This is a genomic window from Leptogranulimonas caecicola (assembly GCF_023168405.1).
In the GTDB taxonomy this organism is placed as follows: domain Bacteria; phylum Actinomycetota; class Coriobacteriia; order Coriobacteriales; family Atopobiaceae; genus Leptogranulimonas; species Leptogranulimonas caecicola.
On record NZ_AP025285.1, the window covers coordinates 638,802 to 657,979 of the forward strand.

15 protein-coding genes are annotated in these 19,178 nt (G+C 59.4%); 3 read left to right on the forward strand and 12 right to left on the reverse strand.

Going from position 1 to position 19,178, the window contains the following annotated elements; all coding sequences use genetic code 11:
- Window positions 1-271 precede the first annotated feature (271 nt).
- The 11 genes from carB to OR601_RS02935 form a co-directional block, all read right to left on the reverse strand.
- Window positions 272-3,502, reverse strand: a complete 3,231-nt coding sequence (gene carB, locus OR601_RS02885) for a carbamoyl-phosphate synthase large subunit (RefSeq protein ID WP_265592138.1) — start codon at window positions 3,500-3,502, stop codon at window positions 272-274.
- Window positions 3,495-4,778 carry a glutamine-hydrolyzing carbamoyl-phosphate synthase small subunit gene (gene carA, locus OR601_RS02890; RefSeq protein WP_265592139.1) on the reverse strand — a complete coding sequence of 428 codons (1,284 nt, stop codon included), beginning with the start codon at window positions 4,776-4,778 and terminating at the stop codon, window positions 3,495-3,497. Before carA ends, carB begins: the two co-directional genes overlap by 8 nt.
- 679 nt (window positions 4,779-5,457) lie before the next feature.
- On the reverse strand, window positions 5,458-6,468 hold the full coding sequence (locus tag OR601_RS02895) for an agmatinase (RefSeq protein ID WP_265592140.1): 1,011 nt from the start codon (window positions 6,466-6,468) through the stop codon (window positions 5,458-5,460).
- Between the two features lie 147 nt (window positions 6,469-6,615).
- Window positions 6,616-7,116 (reverse strand): pyridoxamine 5'-phosphate oxidase family protein, encoded by a 501-nt coding sequence (locus OR601_RS02900; protein ID WP_265592141.1) that lies wholly within the window; start codon window positions 7,114-7,116, stop codon window positions 6,616-6,618.
- A gap of 65 nt (window positions 7,117-7,181) precedes the next feature.
- Window positions 7,182-7,682 (reverse strand): pyridoxamine 5'-phosphate oxidase family protein, encoded by a 501-nt coding sequence (locus OR601_RS02905; RefSeq protein ID WP_265592142.1) that lies wholly within the window; start codon window positions 7,680-7,682, stop codon window positions 7,182-7,184.
- 43 nt (window positions 7,683-7,725) lie between these two features.
- On the reverse strand, window positions 7,726-9,123 hold the full coding sequence (locus tag OR601_RS02910; protein WP_265592143.1) for a sensor histidine kinase: 1,398 nt from the start codon (window positions 9,121-9,123) through the stop codon (window positions 7,726-7,728).
- Between the two features lie 16 nt (window positions 9,124-9,139).
- Window positions 9,140-9,841, reverse strand: a complete 702-nt coding sequence (locus OR601_RS02915) for a response regulator transcription factor (protein WP_265592144.1) — start codon at window positions 9,839-9,841, stop codon at window positions 9,140-9,142.
- Between the two features lie 26 nt (window positions 9,842-9,867).
- Window positions 9,868-10,710, reverse strand: coding sequence for a phosphate ABC transporter ATP-binding protein PstB (pstB, locus tag OR601_RS02920; protein ID WP_136012476.1), 843 nt, complete (start codon window positions 10,708-10,710; stop codon window positions 9,868-9,870).
- A 61-nt stretch (window positions 10,711-10,771) separates the two neighbouring features.
- A complete protein-coding gene (gene pstA, locus OR601_RS02925) occupies window positions 10,772-11,608 on the reverse strand; it encodes a phosphate ABC transporter permease PstA (protein ID WP_136012477.1) in 837 nt (278 codons plus the stop codon).
- The gene (gene pstC / locus OR601_RS02930) at window positions 11,605-12,567 is read right to left on the reverse strand and encodes a phosphate ABC transporter permease subunit PstC (protein WP_265592145.1); all 963 of its coding nucleotides are present in this window, start codon (window positions 12,565-12,567) and stop codon (window positions 11,605-11,607) included. Before pstC ends, pstA begins: the two co-directional genes overlap by 4 nt.
- Window positions 12,568-12,570: 3 nt before the next feature.
- Entirely contained in the window at window positions 12,571-13,482 is a 912-nt protein-coding gene (locus OR601_RS02935; protein ID WP_265592146.1) for a substrate-binding domain-containing protein, read from the reverse strand.
- Window positions 13,483-13,852: 370 nt separating this feature from the next.
- On the opposite strand from OR601_RS02935, the gene OR601_RS02940 reads away from it, so the two are divergent.
- The 3 genes from OR601_RS02940 to OR601_RS02950 are packed head-to-tail and all read left to right on the forward strand — an operon-like array spanning window position 13,853 to window position 15,888.
- Window positions 13,853-14,221 carry a GntR family transcriptional regulator gene (locus OR601_RS02940; RefSeq protein WP_168895835.1) on the forward strand — a complete coding sequence of 123 codons (369 nt, stop codon included), beginning with the start codon at window positions 13,853-13,855 and terminating at the stop codon, window positions 14,219-14,221.
- Between the two features lie 29 nt (window positions 14,222-14,250).
- Window positions 14,251-15,156, forward strand: a complete 906-nt coding sequence (locus OR601_RS02945) for an ABC transporter ATP-binding protein (protein WP_265592147.1) — start codon at window positions 14,251-14,253, stop codon at window positions 15,154-15,156.
- Window positions 15,157-15,888 (forward strand): ABC-2 transporter permease, encoded by a 732-nt coding sequence (locus tag OR601_RS02950; protein WP_265592148.1) that lies wholly within the window; start codon window positions 15,157-15,159, stop codon window positions 15,886-15,888.
- Window positions 15,889-16,364: 476 nt separating this feature from the next.
- On the opposite strand, the gene OR601_RS02955 is transcribed toward OR601_RS02950, so the two are convergent.
- Window positions 16,365-19,073: a phosphoenolpyruvate carboxylase gene (locus OR601_RS02955; RefSeq protein ID WP_265592365.1), complete on the reverse strand. Its 2,709-nt coding sequence runs from the start codon at window positions 19,071-19,073 to the stop codon at window positions 16,365-16,367.
- Window positions 19,074-19,178: the final 105 nt, after the last annotated feature.

Below are 19,178 nucleotides of genomic sequence, written 5' to 3' on the forward strand. Positions count from 1 at the left end.
CAGAATTTACCTGGGGGCTTTGCGGTTTGAAAGCATCTTTACTTTCAAACCGCCCCCCTTCTGGCCGCAAAGAGTACTAATAAATAATAAAGGTAGATTTGGCCAACAGGTTAGGGAGTGTTGACGCAGGTCTGACACGGGTCAACACCCCTTATCACAGCACACGTTTTGTCCTATAAGCCTCATTTGAAGAGAGAATCTTCCTATCAGCACCTTCCCTCAAACCCTGCAACAGTCCCAATCCCTGGTAGTAGGTGTTTCTCGGCAATCCCTAGGCCAGCTCTGCCAAAAGATCCTGTAGGCAGTAGGAGTCGAAAGTGTGGTTGCGGGTCAACATGAGGGATTGGACGAGAGCGCTGGCTCCGCTCATGGTGCTTACCAGGTCGATGCCGCGCATGACGGCCTCGGAGCGAAGGAGGACGCCGTCGCCGCGTGACTCGTTGCCCTTGGGGGTATTGATGAGGAATGCCACCTCTTCCTGGGAGATGAGGTCCAAGATGTTGGGGTGGCCCTGGGCGACGCGCTGGACGGTGTCGCAGGCGACGCCTGCGGCCCGCAGGGTCTTGGCGGTGCCGGCGGTGGCCACCAGGTGGTAACCCATTTGCTGCAAGATGAGGGCCACCGGGGCGATGGAGCGCTTATCCTGGTCGCGCACAGACACCATGACGGTGCCGGAGCTAGGCAACTGGTAATCGATGGCCTGTCGGGTTTTGGCGTAGGCCTCCGGGAAGGTGGCGCCCACGCCCATGACCTCGCCGGTGGAGCGCATCTCGGGGCCCAGGACCACGTTGGTGCCGGGGAAGCGGCTCCAGGGCATGACGGATTCCTTCACGGCAAAGTGGCTGTGGGGCCTGTCCTCGGGCGGCAGATGGAGCGAAGAGAGCTTCTCGCCGGCCATAAGGCGGGTGGCCATGGCGGCTAGAGGTACGCCGGTGGCTTTGGAGGAGAAGGGCACGGTGCGGCTGGCGCGGGGATTGAGCTCGATGACAAATACCTGCTCGTCCTTGACGGCGAACTGCACGTTCAAAAGGCCGCAGATACCCACTGCGCGCGCCAGGCGACGAGTGATGTCACGGATCGTGGCCACGATGGAGGCCGAGAGCGAGAAGGGTGGAAAGCAGCAGGTAGAATCACCGGAATGGATGCCGCATTCCTCCAGATGCTCCAGCACCGAACCCACGTAGACCTGTTGACCGTCGCAGAGGGCGTCTACGTCCAGCTCGATGGCATCTTCCAGGAAGGCATCCAAGTAAAGAGGCTTGTCAGGCGACACCTTGGCCGCTTGGCGCACGTAGCGTTCAAGCTCGGATGCGTTGTAGACGATGGCCATGCCGCGACCACCTAGCACGTAGCTGGGGCGCACCAGCAGCGGGTAGCCAATGGTGCGGGCCACGGCGGTGGCTTCTTCTAACGTTGTCGCTACGGCCGAAGGGGGATAGGCAATTTCCAACCTATCCAACAGGGCGGCAAAGCGATCGCGATCCTCCGCCAGGTCGATGGCCTCAGGCTGCGTCCCCCAAATGGGGACCCCTGCGGCTTTGAGCCTTCCAGCCAAGTTGATGGGCGTTTGTCCTCCAAGCGTCACGATAACCCCGGCGGGTTTCTCGGCATCCACGATGTTCATGACGTCTTCGAAGGTGAGGGGCTCGAAGTAGAGCCTGTCAGAAGTGGAATAGTCGGTGGAGACGGTCTCTGGGTTGCAGTTGACCATGACGGTCTCATAGCCCAGCTCGCGCAAGGTGTAAGCGGCGTGGACGCAGCAGTAGTCAAACTCGATGCCCTGGCCAATGCGGTTGGGCCCTGCCGATAAGATCATCACCTTGGGCTTGGTGCAGGCGCTGGTCTCGGAGGGTGTGGGGTTGCCGCGATAGGTGAGATAGTGATACTGCGTGGTGGCGCCAAACTCGCCGGCGCAGGTATCCACCGTCTGAATCTTTGGGGCGACGCCCATGATGAGGCGCAAGGCGCGGACCACCTCTTCGCTTTGGCCGCAGAGCCTGCCGATGGCGGCGTCGGAAAAGCCCAGCTGTTTCGCAGCTCGCATGAGCTGGGGGGACAAGCCAGAAAGGCCCAGTGAGGCGATGGTTTTCTCGGCAGAGACGATGTCGGCGATGCGGCCGATAAACCAAGGATCGATGCCGGTAAGTCGAGCGACCTCCAGAGTGCCCGTGCCCTGACGCAGCGCCTGGGCCAGGTAGAAAATGCGTTCTGGAGTGGGGGTGGCTACATGGGAGAGGAACTCCTCAGGCGTGAGCCCTTCGATATCGCTCGGCGCGTCCAGCCCAAGGTATCCCTGCTCCAGCGAGCGCACGGCCTTTTGAAGCGCTTCTTCAAAGGTGGAGCCTATGGCCATGACCTCACCCACGGCTTTCATGCGAGTGGTGAGGACATCTGAGGCGCCTTGGAATTTCTCAAAGGCGAAGCGGGGGATTTTGACCACGCAATAGTCCAGCGCGGGCTCGAAGCAGGCGGGGGTGGCGCCGGTGATGTCGTTGATTATCTCGTCCAAGGTATAGCCCACAGCCAAAAGTGCGGCGCATTTGGCGATGGGGAATCCGGTGGCCTTGGAGGCCAGGGCAGAGGAGCGGCTGACGCGAGGGTTCATCTCGATGACCAGGATGCGGCCGTCGGTGGGGTTTAGGGCAAACTGCACGTTGGAGCCGCCGCAGGCCACGCCAATGCGCTCGAGGACGGCCAGCGAGTAGTTGCGAAGCTTTTGAATCTCCACATCGGTGAGGGTTTGGCAGGGAGCTACCGTGATGGAGTCTCCGGTGTGCACGCCCATGGGGTCCAGATTCTCGATGGAGCACACCACGATGCCGTTGCCTGCGCTGTCACGCACCACCTCCATCTCGATCTCTTTCCAGCCAATGACCGACTGCTCTACCAGCACCTCGGTCTCTGGGCTGAGCGACAGGCCCTCAGCTGCGATGGCCATCAGTTCCTCATGGGTGTAGGCGATGCCGCCGCCGGCGCCGCCCAGCGTGAAGGCCGGGCGGATGACCACGGGATAGCCCAGCTCCTGGGCAATGGCTTCGCATTCCTCCAGCGAGTGGGCGACTCCTGAAGCCGCCACTTCCAGGCCGATGTCTGCCATGGCGCGGGCAAAGAGCTCGCGGTCTTCTCCGAGCTCGATGGATTCGATAGAGCAGCCGATCACCTCCACTCCATAACGCTCTAGCACGCCGGCTTTTGCCAACTCCATAGCGCAGTTGAGTGCGGTTTGACCGCCCATGTTGGCCAAAAGGGCGTCCGGGCGCTCCTTTTGGATAATGGAGGCCACGCTGTCACAGGTGATGGGCTCGATGTAGGTGCGGGTTGCAGTGGTGGGGTCTGTCATGATGGTGGCGGGATTGGAGTTCACCAATACCACCTCGTAACCCTCGTTGACCAGGGCTTTTACCGCTTGGGTACCCGAGTAGTCAAACTCGCATGCCTGGCCGATGACGATGGGGCCGGAGCCAATGACCAAAATCTTATGAATGTCGGTGCGCTTAGGCATAGAGCATCCCTGCCTTCTCTTGATGAGCATCCAGGTAGCGAGGATCGTGGTCCATCAAGGCTCTAAAAGCTTTGAAGGCGTAAGCGGCGTCATGAGGGCCCGGTGCGGCCTCAGGGTGATACTGCATGGAAAACGCTGGGATGTCCAAAAACTGAATGCCCTCGCAGGTGCCGTCGTTAAGATTCACATGGGTGAGCCGCACGCGTCCGAATCGCGGGTTGAGCGCCACTGGCGCCACGTGGCATCGCGCCCAGAAGCGTAAATCCTCCTGATGCTCTTGGATGCCCCCAGAAAGCTCCGGGATAAGGGGCCCAAAGCTGGAAAACACCGGGCCGTAGTTGTGGTTTTGAGAGGTGACCTCGCACCGGCCCGTAAGCAGGTTCATCACCGGCTCGTTGCCACCGTGATGGCCATAGAGCAGCTTCTCTATGGAGGCGCCGGCAGCCAGCGACATCACCTGATTGCCCAAGCAGATGCCAAAGGCAGGAATGCGCCCCATAAGCTCTGCGGCTGCCTCTACCACTTGAGGCACGCTCTGGGGATCTCCCGGGCCGTTCGAGAAGAACACGCCGTCAGGCTCTAAGGCGAGCACCTGAGATGCAGGGGTGTCCCAAGGCACTACGGTAAGCGCGCACCCCGCACCAATGAGCCTTGTCAGGATGGTGCGTTTTTCTCCGCAATCGTAGGCCACTACGCGCTTGAGGTCTTGGGGAGCGGTCTTGGGCCATGGGAGCGGGGAGGCCTCGACTTCATAGGGCGCCGAGCAGGACACCTCGCCCACCAGGTTCTTCTCGCCAATAGGGGCGCTTTGGCGCACTAGATCCAAGAGCTCGGCAGCATCAAGTATTTGAGTGGAAACGGCGCCTCGCTGAGCGCCGGTCTCGCGAAGGGCGAGCGTAAGCGCACGGGTGTCGATGCCTTCGATGGCCACGATACCCTCTTGCATAAGGTAGTCCGGCAGCGTCATAGCCGAGAGCCAGTGGCTGGGCTGGCGCACCAGATCATTCACGATAATGCCTGCAAGAGCGGGATGCGCCGCCTGCCCGTCCAGCGCATTGATGCCGTAGTTGCCAATCTGCGGGTAGGTGAAGCACACCAGCTGGCCTGCATAGGAAGGATCAGTGATGATCTCCTGGTAGCCGATCATCGAAGTATTAAAGACCACTTCGCCAAAGCTGGTGCCTGGTGCTCCTGCGCTGAAACCCTCAAATACCTGCCCGTTTTCCAGCACCAACAGCGCTGGTTCCATGGGCTCTGAGCATGCCAAAGGATTCACAAGAATCATCTCCTTATCTTTGGAGCTGTCCCGCAGCCCCTTAAAAGACGGTTGTGTGGAGAGATTCTAAGCCCCTTAATTGATGGCACTTTAGCCAGATTGGATCTTGATACTTAGCCGTAAAAATATGCATGTATATAGATAAAACTACCGATAATAACGGACATTGCTCACAGTAAGTCCAATGGAATATACACAGGTTGATGAGGAAGGATTGAGTGGTATATCTAAGATGAGATCGTTGCTGCTGACGGTACAGGCGAGTCCTATCAAAGTGGGCGTGGACTGCTTGATGCAGCAAGGTCATAGATAATGGCATGATTGAATGGGCAGTTCTCTCCAACATTTCGGCGGAATTACGCCGTAGACACAGAATGCATTCGCTGACAGGGGGGGCAATCTTGGGACCCCTCCTGTGGAGGCCATCTGAGCTGCCAATCCCGATGTTCTAGATGGGCACCTAGGAGAACAACCTGCAAAGCGGTGATGGCTATTAGACTCCAAATAGAACGCTTTTCAAGCGGTAATGGACTCCTAGGCAGCTAAATAGAACAGAATGGGTTCTATTTAGCTGTCTAGGAGAACAGGAGGCTCACAGAACTGTTCTCCTAGGGTGTCTAAGAGAACAGCTGTTCCCTCTGGATGTTCTTTTAGAGTGTCCAGAAGAACGGGGGCGTACCTATAGTTTAGTCAAGTGATTTGAACCGTTTTCCTTCTCAAAAGTGGCAAAGCAAATGGCATCCAGCATAAGGTGGGCGGCATAGAGCGAGGTCTGGTTCGCCCAGTCGTAAGGCGGTGCTACTTCGCACACATCGAAGCCTGCCAGAGGCCCTTTTTCGCACACGGCCCGGATAATCTCCCGTACTTCCTCATAGAGCAGGCCGCCTGGCTGCGGTGATCCTGTCCCTGGGCACAGGGAAGGGTCCAACCCGTCGATATCCACCGTGACATAGTAGCGGGGAGCATCGGGAATCTTTGCGCATACGGCTTCGACGCCCTGAGACCTTACCTCAGGAGCGGGCACAAGGATGCTCCCCCAATCCCTGGCATCTTGGAACGCCTGCGGCCCCGAGCTCCCTAAACCCCTCAGGCCAATCTGAACCATCGAGGCAACCCAGGGCAGCTCCGAGGCTCGACGCATAGGTGAGCTATGGCTTTCTTTAAGCCCTCCATAGCTGTCTGTCCAGTCCAGGTGGGCATCGATCTGCACCACACAAAGATCCTCGCCAGGCCCTAGGGCTCGCAGAATAGGGATGGGTGTCGCATGATCGCCGCCGATCACCATGGGTATGGCGCCAACATCCACAATGCGGCCCACTGCTTCCTGCAGGTTCGCGAAGCTCTGCCCGCTTTCGCAGGGGCTCACGTCCACATCGCCGCAGTCCACGATCACTTGCCCCTTGTCCAGGAAAGTGGCGTCAAGCACCGGATCGTAAAGCCCGCATAATCCGTCTGCATAGACCGTCGAGGCCTCGCGCACCGCCCGAGGCCCCATGCGCGCCCCGCTCCGCGCGCTGGTTCCCAGATCGTAGGGGAATCCCAAAATGGCTACATCGGGCTTCAGTTTTGATAGCTCATCCAACGCGGGGCAAATGCGCGCTTTCATAAACGATGCGATGCCTGTGAATGGAAGGTCAAATCGTTTTTCCGGATTTGCCGAGAAACTCTCCCCACAATAACGCTCGTCCATAGCTTCTAGGACCCGCCTTTCCACCCGTTGGGAAGGGGAGTGAAGCCTGCGACGGGTGGCACAGCGTCACTCGCCCATCGTTGGCCTGACGGAGCGAAGGCTGCGCTCAGTTGCGCGTTCATCATTTTAAGCCAGAGGGCCATCTTTTTAAAAGATATCCTCGTCGCGGTGGCGGCCTTTGCCCCTCACCTCATCGAGCTCAATGGACCACACGGCAGTGACGTCCAGCTGATTGTTGATAATAGATCCCACTTCTTTCTTCAACTTGGGCCAATACTTTCGAGCCAATCTTGCCAGGGCTTGCTTGAAGCGAATGGGGTTGTCCACGTTATAGATGCGGCCAGCAGCCACTACCGAGGCAAAGCGGGTGGCGCCGTAGCCAGGCCTCTGAATGGGCGCATCTTCGCCCACCACCGTCAGGCACACACGATTGTCGCGGATCACGTTCTCATAAAAATGGCCGTGGGCTGTGCCGGTGTGCACATAGAGTTTTCCGTCCATCATCACATAGGAGATGGGGATCACGTAGGGGGCGCCGTCTGCATCCACTGTGGCAAGGGAGGCAAATCTCCCAGTCTCTAAGATCTCAAGGGTATCTTCGCGGGAAAGTTCACGGTCGCTGCGCTGCATGGGACGCGGTTTTCTCATGGATGGCCTCCGTTTGCAAATTGGCAAGCCGAACTCAAGTGCCTTCGGCCACTACGTGTGCTGTTTCAAGACCGCCTCTTCAATCGTCTCCCGGCTTTGCCGCGCACTTCGTCAAACTCGACTACCCAGATATCGGTGGCGTCCAGTTCGCGCTCGATGGCGCCGCCAATCTCTTTTTTGAACTGCGGGCAATACTTCATGCAGAGTTTCGCGAGCACTTGTTTGACGGTTACTCGATCTTCTATCCGCGAGATGCGGCCGGTGGCGATGGCGGAGGCGAAGCGGGTGGTGAAGAAGGTGTCCTCGTAGATGGGTTCCAGCTCTGAGGCCACAGAGACGCATACGCGGCTGTCATGGGTGAAGTCATCGATCTTGTGGCCGGGGCGCTTGCCGGTGTGAATGTAGAGCTTCTCGTCCATCATCACGTAGGAAACCGGGACGCCGTAGGGGGTGCCGTCGGGGTCTACGGTGGAGATGGTGGCAAACTCGCCCTCTTCCAAAATCTCAAAGGCCTCTTGGCGGGAGAGTTCGCGATGTTTCATTTGCATGGGGTAGGGCTGAGTCATGGCTGCCTCCTGGCGGGCGTGAAGTCAAAAACGCGATAGACCCCTAGCTTAAAGGAAAATGAACCGTAAAGAGCGAGCCTTCATTGAGGTGGGAGTCCACGGTGATGGTAGCGCCATGGGCGTCGGCGGCATGCTTGGCAATGGCGAGGCCTAGGCCTGTGCCGCCACTTTCTTTGGAATGGCTTTTGTCCACGCGGTAGAAGCGCTCAAAGATCTTGTCCAAGTCTTCAGGGGCGATGCCGCAGCCGTCGTCTTTCACCCGTATATAGGCTTCGGGAGCAGGGGAGCCAGAGGCATCCACAAGATTCTTGCCAACCAGCACCGTAACGTGTCCTCCGTGGCGGCCATAGCGGATGGCATTGGAAATGAGATTGGAGACCAGCTGGTCTAATAGCGAAGCATTGCCTGCAATGGTCACAGGTGCCCCTAGCACTCTTAGTTGCACTTCTTTGTCTTCTGCCAAGGGGAGCAAACGACGGGCTGCAGCCGTGGCGAGCTCCAGCAACTCCACTTCTTGGGTTTCCAGATCGAGCTGAACCGGGTCGTCTAGGCGCGACAACACCAGCACATCGTCGATAAGGGCGCTCATGCGACGCGACTCATCGAACATGATGGAGGCGAACTTCTCGGTATCGGAGGAGGGCGCCAGGCCGCTTTTGAGCAGCTCCGCATAGCCGGAGATCACCTGCAGGGGAGTCTTCATCTCATGGGAGACGTTGGCAGAAAACTCGCGGCGCAGGTTCTCGGCGCGGGTGAGCTCCTGGTTTTGGGAGATGAGCTGGCGTTGCTGGGAGTCGATGCGCTCGAGCAGCGGCTCGATCTCTTGATAGGTGGCATGAGCCAGGGGGTACGCCACGTCGATCTGGTTCAAGGGCGCCAAAATGCATCGGGCCAACAGGCGAGAGAGGCCCAGAGACAAAAGGCCCAGTATCCCTACGGTCATCGCCAAAGGAAAGGCGATGGACTGCACGATGGCAAAGTAGGATGGGCGAATCTCAGATGCTCGGAGCACGCAGGAGTTGGCCATGCGAGCCGCGGCGTAGATGGAGTCTTGATCGAGCGTCTCCGAATGGCGCACCACCGAGCTGGCGCCCGTCGCCTGGGCTTCCACAAACTCCGGGCGATTGGCGTGGCTCTCTGTCACCTCGCCGTGGCTGTCATAGAGCACCTGGCCGCCCTCGCCGATGAGGGTATAGCGTATGTTCTCGCCAAACTGCAGCTTAAGGGCGTCGACGTCTTGCTCTACCGGATCATCTCCCATAGTTTGCACCGCCTGCCAGACCACAGACTGCAGTCGGGTGGCCGCCGCCTGCTCTTGGGAAAAGTGAAAGAATGCCGAGAAGAGAGCAGCAAAGCATCCTATGACTGTCAGCGAGCTGGCAAACAGTGCGACAAAAAGGCTGCGGGATAGCTTATGAGACCCCTTTGGTCTCACTCTCATAGAGGCTTTTGCCAACTTAGGCCTCCAGCGCATAACCTATGCCGCGCACAGTTTTGATGAGCGAGTCGCAACCGGGGGCAACCTGCGCGAGCTTTTGGCGCAGAGTCTGGATGTGGACGTCTATGGTGCGGGTGTTCTCGGTATAGGCCCAACCCCACACATGCTCTAAGAGCTGCGAACGGGAAAGCACGCGGCCGGGATGTTCCATAAGCTCTTGGAGCAGCGAGAACTCTTTAAGGGTGAGCGTCACTTCTGCCCCTTGGGCAAAGGCTTTATGGGAGGCTGCATCCAGCGTCAGAGGGCCGCAGACTAAAAGGTCCGCGCCTTGTGAGGTCGTCGTCCCATGGGCCCGCCTGAGCAGGGCTTTGGTACGGCTGGCCAGCTCCATCATGCCAAAGGGCTTGGCCAAGTAATCGTCGGCGCCTGCGTCAAGACCGGTGACCTTGTCTATCTCGCTGCCCTTGGCAGAAAGCATCATCACAGGTATATGCGCCAATCCGGGATGGGCGCGCCTCTCGGCCAACAGGGCTAGGCCGTCTTTTCCTGGCAACATGATGTCCAACAAGACGGCCTCTGGCATCTGGCGCCTGCAGGCTTCAAAGAAGCAGTCGCCGTTGGGAAATCCGCAGGCCTCGACACCAGCTGCCTTGAGGGCATAGATGGCAAGATCGCGTATATTTTGATCATCTTCGACGTAGTAGACCATAGCCTGATACACAGCCTTTCTTGGGATATCCCAAAAGCTTAACCAAAGCGACCAGTCACATAGTCGAGGGTGCGCTTATCGGCAGGCTGTGTAAAGAGCTGCTGAGTGTCGCCTGTCTCTACCATCTCGCCCATGAGAAAGAAGGCCGCCTTGTCGGAGATGCGCAGCGCCTGGAGCATGTTGTGGGTCACCATGATAAGCGTGTAACGGTCTTTGAGCTGGACTACTAGCTCCTCAATTTTAGCGGTTGAGATGGGGTCCAAGGCGCTGGTGGACTCGTCTAAGAGCAAGACCTCGGGTTTTACTGCCAGGGCGCGGGCAATGCAGAGACGCTGCTGCTGGCCGCCCGAGAGTCCGAGGGCGCTTTTGTGCAGGCGATCCTTCACCTCGTCCCAAAGGGCGGCATCGCGCAGCGACTGCTCCACCAGCGCATCCAGCGACTCCCGCTTCTTGACGCCATGGGTGCGCGGGCCAAAGGCGACGTTGTCGTAGATGCTCATGGGGAAAGGGTTGGGCTGCTGAAAGACCATGCCCACGCGTCGGCGCAGGTCGTTCAAAGGCACTTCCTGGTACACATCGCTGCCGTCCAGCTCCACGGCGCCGGTGATGGTGCAGCCCGGTACCAGGTCGTTCATGCGGTTGAGGGTCTTGAGCAGGGTGGACTTCCCACACCCCGAAGGGCCGATAAGCGCCGTCACCTGATGGGCGGGAAACTCAAGGTCGATGGATTTCAGCGCCTGAAACAAGCCGTAGCGAAGGTCCAGGCCGTGCACCTGCATCTTGGCGGCAGCGGTCGGATGGGGCTGGGGCGAGGGAGCGGTCTCAATCCCGGAGGCCGCGGGTTTCTCGGCAACCGCATCAAGGGTGGCAAAAGCATTCATGGATGATCTTTCTGATAGGGGGTTTGAGGGCGGCAAGGGGAGGGCAGACGCCGTCGGTGCGCTAAGAGAGGCGGGCATTGAGCCTGTCGACCACCCAGTTGGCGCCGCCGTTGAGCAAGGCCACCAACCCCAGCAGCACCACAGCGGTGGCGTAGGCTTCGTTGGTGTGAAGGCCTTCGCTGGCGAGCACGTACATGTGAACGGCCAGGGTTCGGGTAGAGTCAAAGAGCGCGGCTGCCCCTTGAGTCGCGAAATGGGGGATTTGAGCGACCGTGCCTGCGGTAAACAAGAGGGCGGCCACTTCGCCTACGCAGCGGCCAAAGGCCAAAAGCAGCCCGCCAAAGATGCCGGGCATGGCGCTGGGCAGCACGCAGCGAACGATGGTGCGCAACATGCCGGCCCCCAGAGCCAGTCCTCCCTGTTTGTAGCTTTGAGGCACTGCCAAGAGAGCCTCCTCGGTGGTGCGCATGAGCAGCGGAAGTACCATGATGGCCAGCGTGCAGGCACCTGAGACCAGGGAAAGCCCCCAGCCCAAGATGGTGGTGAAGCAGAGAAGCCCAAAGAGCCCGAAGACTATGGACGGCGTACCTTGAAGCGTCTCGGCCGTAAGGCGCACCAAACGCACGAAGCGGCTGCGAGGCTTGGCATATTCCACCAGGTAGATCGCCGAGGCAATGCCCACCGGCGCCGCGATGGCCAGGGCGAGCAGCGCCATGAGCAAGGTGTTTACCAGCGCGGGCATCAACGACACATTGGTGGAGTCGTACTCCCAGGCAAAGAGCCGAGGCGTCAGGTGAGGCACTCCATTGATCAGGATGAAGCCCACCAACAAGACCAGTACCCCTGCCGAGAGAAGCGCCCCCAGCCATACGCATCCGCGCAAGAGCTTGGCGCTCATAAGGCTTCACCTCGCCTCTTGATGGCACTGAAGAGCAGGCTCAACGCCATCACGAAGACGAACAGCACCACTCCAGTAGCGATAAGGGCCCCTCTGTGAAGCCCTGCTGCGTACCCCATCTCTAGCACGATGTTGGCAGTGAGGGTGCGCACACCTGCGAGCAGCGACTCGGGAACGATCGGTTGGTTTCCGGCCACCATGACCACGGCCATGGTCTCGCCGATGGCGCGACCTACGCCCAGCACCACCGCTGCCAAGATGCCCGAAGCAGCCGCAGGCACCAGTACGCAAAACACCGCACGCTCATGGGAGGCCCCTAGTGCCACGGCCCCCTCGTAATAGCTCTGCGGCACCGCGTCCAGAGCGTTTTTGGAGATCGTGATGACGGTAGGCAAGATCATGATGCCCAACAACAGGGATGCCGATAAAAGCGACAGTCCGTTGCCCGGGCCTAGGACACGCACCCAAGGCACGAGGACCATGAGGCCAAAGAAGCCGTAGATAACCGAGGGAATGCCTGCCAAAAGCTCGATGCCAGCCCTGAGTGGGGCTGCGAGCTTTGGGGTTGCGAACCGCGAGAGAAAAATGGCAGTGAGCACTCCTGCCGGCACCCCTATAAGCATGGCGCCGGCAGTGACATAGACGCTGCCCACAATCATGGGGAAGATGCCAAAGAGATCGTTGCCGGGACGCCAGGTGCTTCCCAACAAGAACTGGGGAAGGCCGATCTTGGCAATTGCGGGGATGCCGTTGGCAAAGAGGAACAAGCAGATCAGAGCCACCGCGGCGATGGAGAAGGCGGCAGCCGTCCAAAAGACCGTTTGGGCACAGGCCTCTTTTAGTTGGCTGGCAAAACGCAGGCGCTGAGGCGAGAGGGATTTGCCATGGGGCTGTGGGAAGGCGTTGGGTCGAGGCTCTGCAAGCGTCGCAGAGTGTTGGGAGTCAACAGACAGGGCCATGGGCTACTTCACCGCTTCGGACCAGGTGGTGACAGTGCCATTGAAGATGTCTTTTACCTGAGAAGAGCTAAGCCCATCCGCGAAAAAGCTCGGCGTCACGATGACTGCGATGCCGTCTTGGGCTATGGCCACCACTTCCAAGGAGGAGCTAAGCTCTGAGTCCTTGAGATCGCGAGAAGACATCCCCACATCGCAGGTGCCTTGGGTAGCCATGGTGATGCCGGTGGTGGAATCCGACTGCTGCACCTCCACGGTCACCTGTGGATTGACCGCTTTGTAGGCTTCGGCCAGCTTTTCCATCACGGGCGTCACCGAGGAGGAGCCGGCCACTACCACCTTGCCCTCTATCTGGCGGGCTTCGTAGGAGGGTGCAGAGGATGCGGTAGGTATGTAGTGGTTCTCGGCCACCACGGCCTGGCCTTCAGCGCTCATGATGAAGTTCTTGAAGTCTTGGGCCGCTGCCGAAGCGCCGTGAGGTACGACAATATTAAAGGGTCGGGAGATTTTATAAGAGCCGTTCTGCACGTTTTCTGGCGTAGGCTCGACGTCGTCGATGGTAAGGGCCTTCACAGAATCATTGAGCGACCCTAAAGAGACGTAGCCTATGCCGGCAGGGTCTCCGGCGATGGAGGTCATCATGACCGAGGTGGAGTTGGTGATAGTGGCTGCAGACGTGGTGGTGTCTACCTTGCTGCCGTCGGCACCCTTCTCTTCGAGGCCAAAGAGCTCGACAAAAGCGCTGCGGGTGCCCGAGCCGTCTTCGCGGGAGTATACAGAGATCTGCTGGTCTGTCTGCGCCTGGGCTTGGGCGTTGTCCGTTGGTTGAGATCCGCAGCCAACGAGTGCCAGCGCGCCCATAAGGGCGGCTGAGGTTGCCAGATGCAAAAACGTTCGACGAGTAGGAAGCGGTGCCATAACGATGCGTCCTTTCTAAGGGGGCACGCCTGGTTTGCGGGTTCTCACGTTGACCTACAAAACTTAAGGAAACCCAGGCGGCCGATGACGCCTCTTAGCATGGAGGCGCTCTATCAAGGGATGCTCAGACCTAAGTAAGGCTTCTGCAAAATTGCGATGAGGCTTTCAAAGCAGTGGCGGGACTTCTGTGGACTAAAAAAGCTCTTGCAAAGCGATGGTCATCTGTACATACTGTACTTATCGGGTATACACAGTATGCTCAACGAGGTGCCCAGAGACGTTTGGAATCCTCGGGCTGCGAACAAGGACGCTTGGGCGCAGCGGGCTTCGCCAGGGACGCCGGGCGAAGCAGTACAGAAAGGACACTCACTTGGAACTGGTGATTTCAAACTCCAGCGGCAAGCCCATCTACGAGCAAATTTGCGAGCAGATAAAAACCGCCATCATGACCGGCGACCTTGAAGAAGGCGAGCAGCTGCCCTCCATCCGGTCGCTGGCCAACAGCCTGCGAGTGAGCGCCATCACCACCAAACGCGCCTACGCAGATCTGGAAGCCACCGGCTTCATCACCACCATGCCTGGCAAAGGCAGCTTTGTGGCTGGCGGCAACAGCGAGCTTTTGCGCGAGGAACAACTGCGCGAGGTGGAGGAGCTCCTTGGCCAGGCGGTGGAAAAGGCTCGCTCGCTGGGGCTTGCCAACGAAGAGATAGATGAAATGCTTTCGCTCGTTATGGACTAGTCTCTATTTGTAAGGAAAGGATTCCAACCATGGCAACCCGTGATCCCACCGCCCCTCTTATCCTGGCGCGTGGGCTCACAAAATACTACGAAGACTTTTCCCTTAAAGCTGTGAACCTGGAAGTGGCCCCGGGCGAGGTGGTGGGGTTTATCGGCAAGAATGGGGCCGGCAAGACCACTACCTTGAAGGCGCTTTTGGGGCTCATCAAGCTCGATGGGGGAGAAGCGCAGGTGCTCTCCTGTCCCAGCTCGCTGCTGGGAGGCGCCCAAGGAAATGACGCCAAGGAGCATCTGGGGGTGGTATTTGACAGCACCCCTTATCCCGGCAGCCTCACAGTGGCCGACGTTTCTGCCATAGGATCCTATGCCTACGAGACCTGGGATGCTCCGCGTTTTTGGGAGCTTGCTCGCGAGGCCGGCCTTGATAAGGATAAAAAGGTCGAGGACCTCTCCCGCGGCATGGGCATGCGCCTGCAGCTGGCCATGGCCTTGAGCCACGACTCGCGAGTGCTGGTGTTGGATGAGGCCACGGCGGGGCTCGACCCCATCGCTCGAGACGAGATCCTCGAGGTGCTTCGCGACTATGTGTCAGACGGCGAGCGCGGCATCTTGATGAGCAGCCACATCACCTCTGACCTGGAGCACATCGCCGACCGCGTGGTATGCATCGACGACGGCGCCATCGTCTTCGACCTGGCCCGCGAAACCATCACCGACGAGATGGGTGTGGCGCACTGCCGCACCTCGGATTTGGAGCGGGTGCAAGCGGCAGGGATCATCGATCCCGATGCCTGGCGGCAGCTTCATAAGGGCATGTCCTGGGATCTTTGGGTGCCCGATCGCTTCGCGTTCCAGGAGAGCTTCCCTCAGATCCCCTGCGACCCGTTAAGCATTGATGAGTACATGACTCTTTTATTCAAAGGTGGCGACCGATAAATGAAACCTGCCTTCCTGGTAGATCTTAGGGTCTATCGCGACTATTTGATGCGCACCTTCCGCATTGCCCTGGTGATCACGGTCTTTGAGATGGTGGCGCTTCAGAGCATGGCGCCTGTGCCTGGCATGATGGGCACGATTCTTCTCATTGGCTGCGCTCAGACCGGCCTCACCAACGATTCCCATGGGTGGGAGTGCGCACGCCTGGTCATGCCCATATCTCGGCGCGAAGTGGTCTATGCCCGCTACTGCATTGCGGCAGCGGTAGGGCTTCTGGCTGCGCTCCTGGGCGCGGTTATCTGCGTGGCGGTGGGGTTGGTGGCTTCCGGCCTGGATCTGCCTGCCGAGCAAGCCGCCGCCTTTGCCCTTACCGCCGAGAACCTAGGCGTCATGGCGCTGTCGTCTTCTCTGATATTGCTTGTAGGCTGTGTGATGTTGGGCATCCTTTTGGCCGTGGGCTTCAAGCTGGGAATGACCAAGACCACCCAACAGCTGCCCTTCATCCTTTTGCTGGTCACTTTGGTGCCTCTGATAATGCTGTCTGCCTTGGGCATGATGGATAACTCGCCGCTAGACGCCCTGGTGGCATCGCTGGGCGGTGTGCTGGACGGGTTGTTTGCCCAAGGCTGGGTGCTCATTCTGACGTGCGTTGCCATTGTGTGCGTAGGGCTTGTGGTGTTGGCGCTTACCGCCCAACTGGCCGCGAAGTTCTACGAGGCCAGAGATTTTTAATTGGTGGCAAGGGCAACGCGGTGCTGGAAGGATATACCGGCTGGACATGGCGCTGAGGAACGGCGCGACTCGAAAGAGAGGCTTAAAGCGGATCCAAAAGCAGGCTGCCTGACGGCTCTAAGGCAGATAGGAAGACGATCACTTTGAGGCTGGGGCGTGAGAGAAGAAAGAGATGGACCGGAAGAAGCTGCTTTGTGTCCTCTGAAAAAGTACTACGTTAGCTACCTTATAATGTATAGAAATTAGTGACTTATCTGCATTAACGCAGATAAGTATGTATCAACATGTAGCGTATGTAGTATTAATTCAGAGTGTGTCCAAGGACTGTATGGAACAGAATCCTATGAGCCGCAGAGTTCCATGTGCTGCCATAGAGTCCCGGTACCCGGGCGCCCTAGCGCGGTGTGGAGCCCATGTTTGCAGCATCTGCTCCGCGACAACGCACTGGGGATCCCGCCTAGGGCCGGCAGCCCGTATCAGCCTGTATTCTGCAGGCCGGCAGCAACGCCGCTCACGGTGCACAAGATTAGGTACGTAAGCTCTGCGCGCTCCTCGTCACTTAGGCTGTCAGTCTTGCGCAGGCGTTCCAGCGATCGCACCTGGGCCAGCGACAGCACGTTCACAAAGGGCAGGCGCATGCGCACCAGCGGCCCAAGTACGCGGCGGTTTTGCAGCGGCCACTCGTTGCCGGTGATCCGTAGCACCCAGGAGCGCGTCAAAGCCATCTCGTCCAGCACGGTCTTAGCCAAATCGTCGCGGTCTCCCAGAGCCAAGTACATGCGAGCCAAGCGCTTGTCGGTCTTGGCCAGAGACATCTCGATGTTGTCGATAAACGTGGTGAACAGCGGCCAGGTCTCGTAGGCCTTGCGCAAAAGCTCTAGGTCGCCCAGGGTCTCGCAGGCAGTGCCCAGGCCATACCAGGCGGCCAGGTTCATGCGCGCCTGGGACCAGGAGAAGATCCAGGGAATGGCGCGCAGGTCGTCCAGCGACTTGGCGCCCAGGCCACGCTTTGCAGGGCGGGAGCCAATGGGCAACAGGCCAATCTCTGTGAGCGGGGTGACCTCGCCAAACCATTCCACAAAGCCGTCGGTGCCCAGAAGCTCCTCATACTTGGCGCGGGAGGCTTCCTCAAGCACCTGGGTCATAGGGGCGAACTGCTGGGTGGCGCCGGTGTTGATGTTTTGCACCGAGGTGCTGGCATGGGTGAGGGTGGCTCCGGCCACGCTCTCGATATGGCGGCGCGCCAAGGTGGAGTTGCCATAGCGGGCAAAGATGACCTCGCCCTGCTCGGTGAGCTTGAAGCAACAGTTCACTGAGCCCTTGGGCTGGGAGAGCACCGCGCGGTTGGCCGGGCCGCCGCCGCGGCCTACCGCTCCGCCGCGACCATGCATGAGCACCAGGTCGATGGCGTTGCGGCGTGCCCAGTCAGCGATATCGTGCTGGGCCTGATGGAGCACAAAGGTGGCGGTGGTGGGACCGGCATCTTTGGAAGAGTCGGAGTAGCCCAGCATGACTTCCATGCGGCGCCCGGTTTGGGCCAGGCGACGCTGAACGTCGGGCAGCTGGATGATCTCATCTAGGGTATCCACGGCGTTTTGGAGGTCTGTCACCTGCTCGAACAGGGGAATGACGTCCAGCTGGGGAACGTCTTTCTCGTGGGCGAAGGCCAGGCGTGCCAGCTCGTAGACGTTGGCGATATCCTGGGCGCACTGGGTGAACGAGATGATGTAGCGTCTGGCAGCGGCCACGCCGTTCTTGCGCTGGATGGTGCCGATGGCGCGGAAGGTGTCCAGCACTTCGCGGGTCATGGGCGCCAGCTCGCCGTTCTCGCCCCAGCGGCCATGCTCGTGGATGTCTTCCAAGGCGCGGGCATGCACCAGGGAGTGCTGGCGAAATTCCATCTCTACCAGGGAGAACCCAAAGCTTTGGGCTTGCCAGATGAGCTTTTGGAGAGGGCCGTAGGCCTCGCGGACAGCGCCGGCCTCGGCAAGGGAGCGCTGGACCACCAAGAGGTCTGCGATGTATTCCTCAGGAGAGCTATACATGATGTCTGCCGTGCGGGCCACTGTGGCGGCGAGGCGCTCGGAGATCACCAGCATGACGGCGCGGTGGGTCTCTCGGGTGGACATGCCGGCTGCCTTGGAAGTGAGCACCTCGCTCATCTCCACCTGATGGTTCCACAGATTCAGTAGCTCTTTGGAGGGCTTGGTGAAGACGGTGTCCAGCGTAAGGTTGCGGCCCACGTCTGCCGTGCGCTCAGCCAGGCGGTTCAAGGCATGGACGCGGTATTTCTCGGCCACCAGGCGGCTCACCTTGGCGGTGACGTTGGGGTTGCCGTCGCGGTCGGAGCCAATCCAGCTGCCAGGATGGAAGAAGGCGGGGCAGAGGGGTGGCACGGCGCCGGCTTTGTCGCCCAGCTCCCAGTCGTCGAAGCGACGGTAGACCTGGGGCACTACGTCAAAGAGGGTGTGATCAAAGATGTCGATGACGGTATCGGCCTCTTCAACCGGCGTGGGCTTGCGGTGAGAGATAGGGGAGGTGCGCAGCATGGAGGAGATTTCCTGAAGCATGCGACGGTCGATCTCTGCTTGAGTGGCGCCGGTGGCGCCTGAGCGCTCCTCCAAAAGCTCGGAGATGCGGCGGATCTTGCCGGCGATGGCCTTGCGGCGGGCCTCCGTGGGGTGGGCGGTGAACACCGGGCGGAACTCCAGACGGTTCAAGATGCCCTGAGCTTTGGCGCGGCCGCGCTCCTCCAGGAGGTTGTAGAAGCCCACGGTGAGGTCGTTCACTGGATCCTCTGCCGAGGTGGTGGGCACTTGGGCCTCGCGCTCGCGCAGGGCATGGACGCGGTAGTTCTCCTCGCAGATGTTGGCCAGGTGGAAGAAGACCGTGAAGGCGCGCACCACCAGCGTGGCCTCAGAAGTGGTGAGGTTGTCGTAGGTCTCGATGGCGTCTTCAAAGGCGCAGTCGGCGTCGAAGTCTTCGATGAGCTCCCGGTAGTCCTCGGGCATTTGGGCATCCGGCGAGATGTTGACGATGATGGAGTCTACCAGCAGGCGGTCGAACACCGCCAGCAGCTTGGGGTCGCACTCTTCCAGCACGGTACGCACCAGGTGCAAGAAGAGCCAGATGTTGTGCTGCAGCTCTGGCGGGGTCTTAAGGAACGCCAGCGCCTCCTCGGCCATTGCGCGCTTGTCCACCCCCTCGATACCTGGATTGATCGCTCGATCGATGGGATGTGTCTCAACGTGCGCCACGCCCAACTCCTCGCTCTAGGTCATCTACCAAGT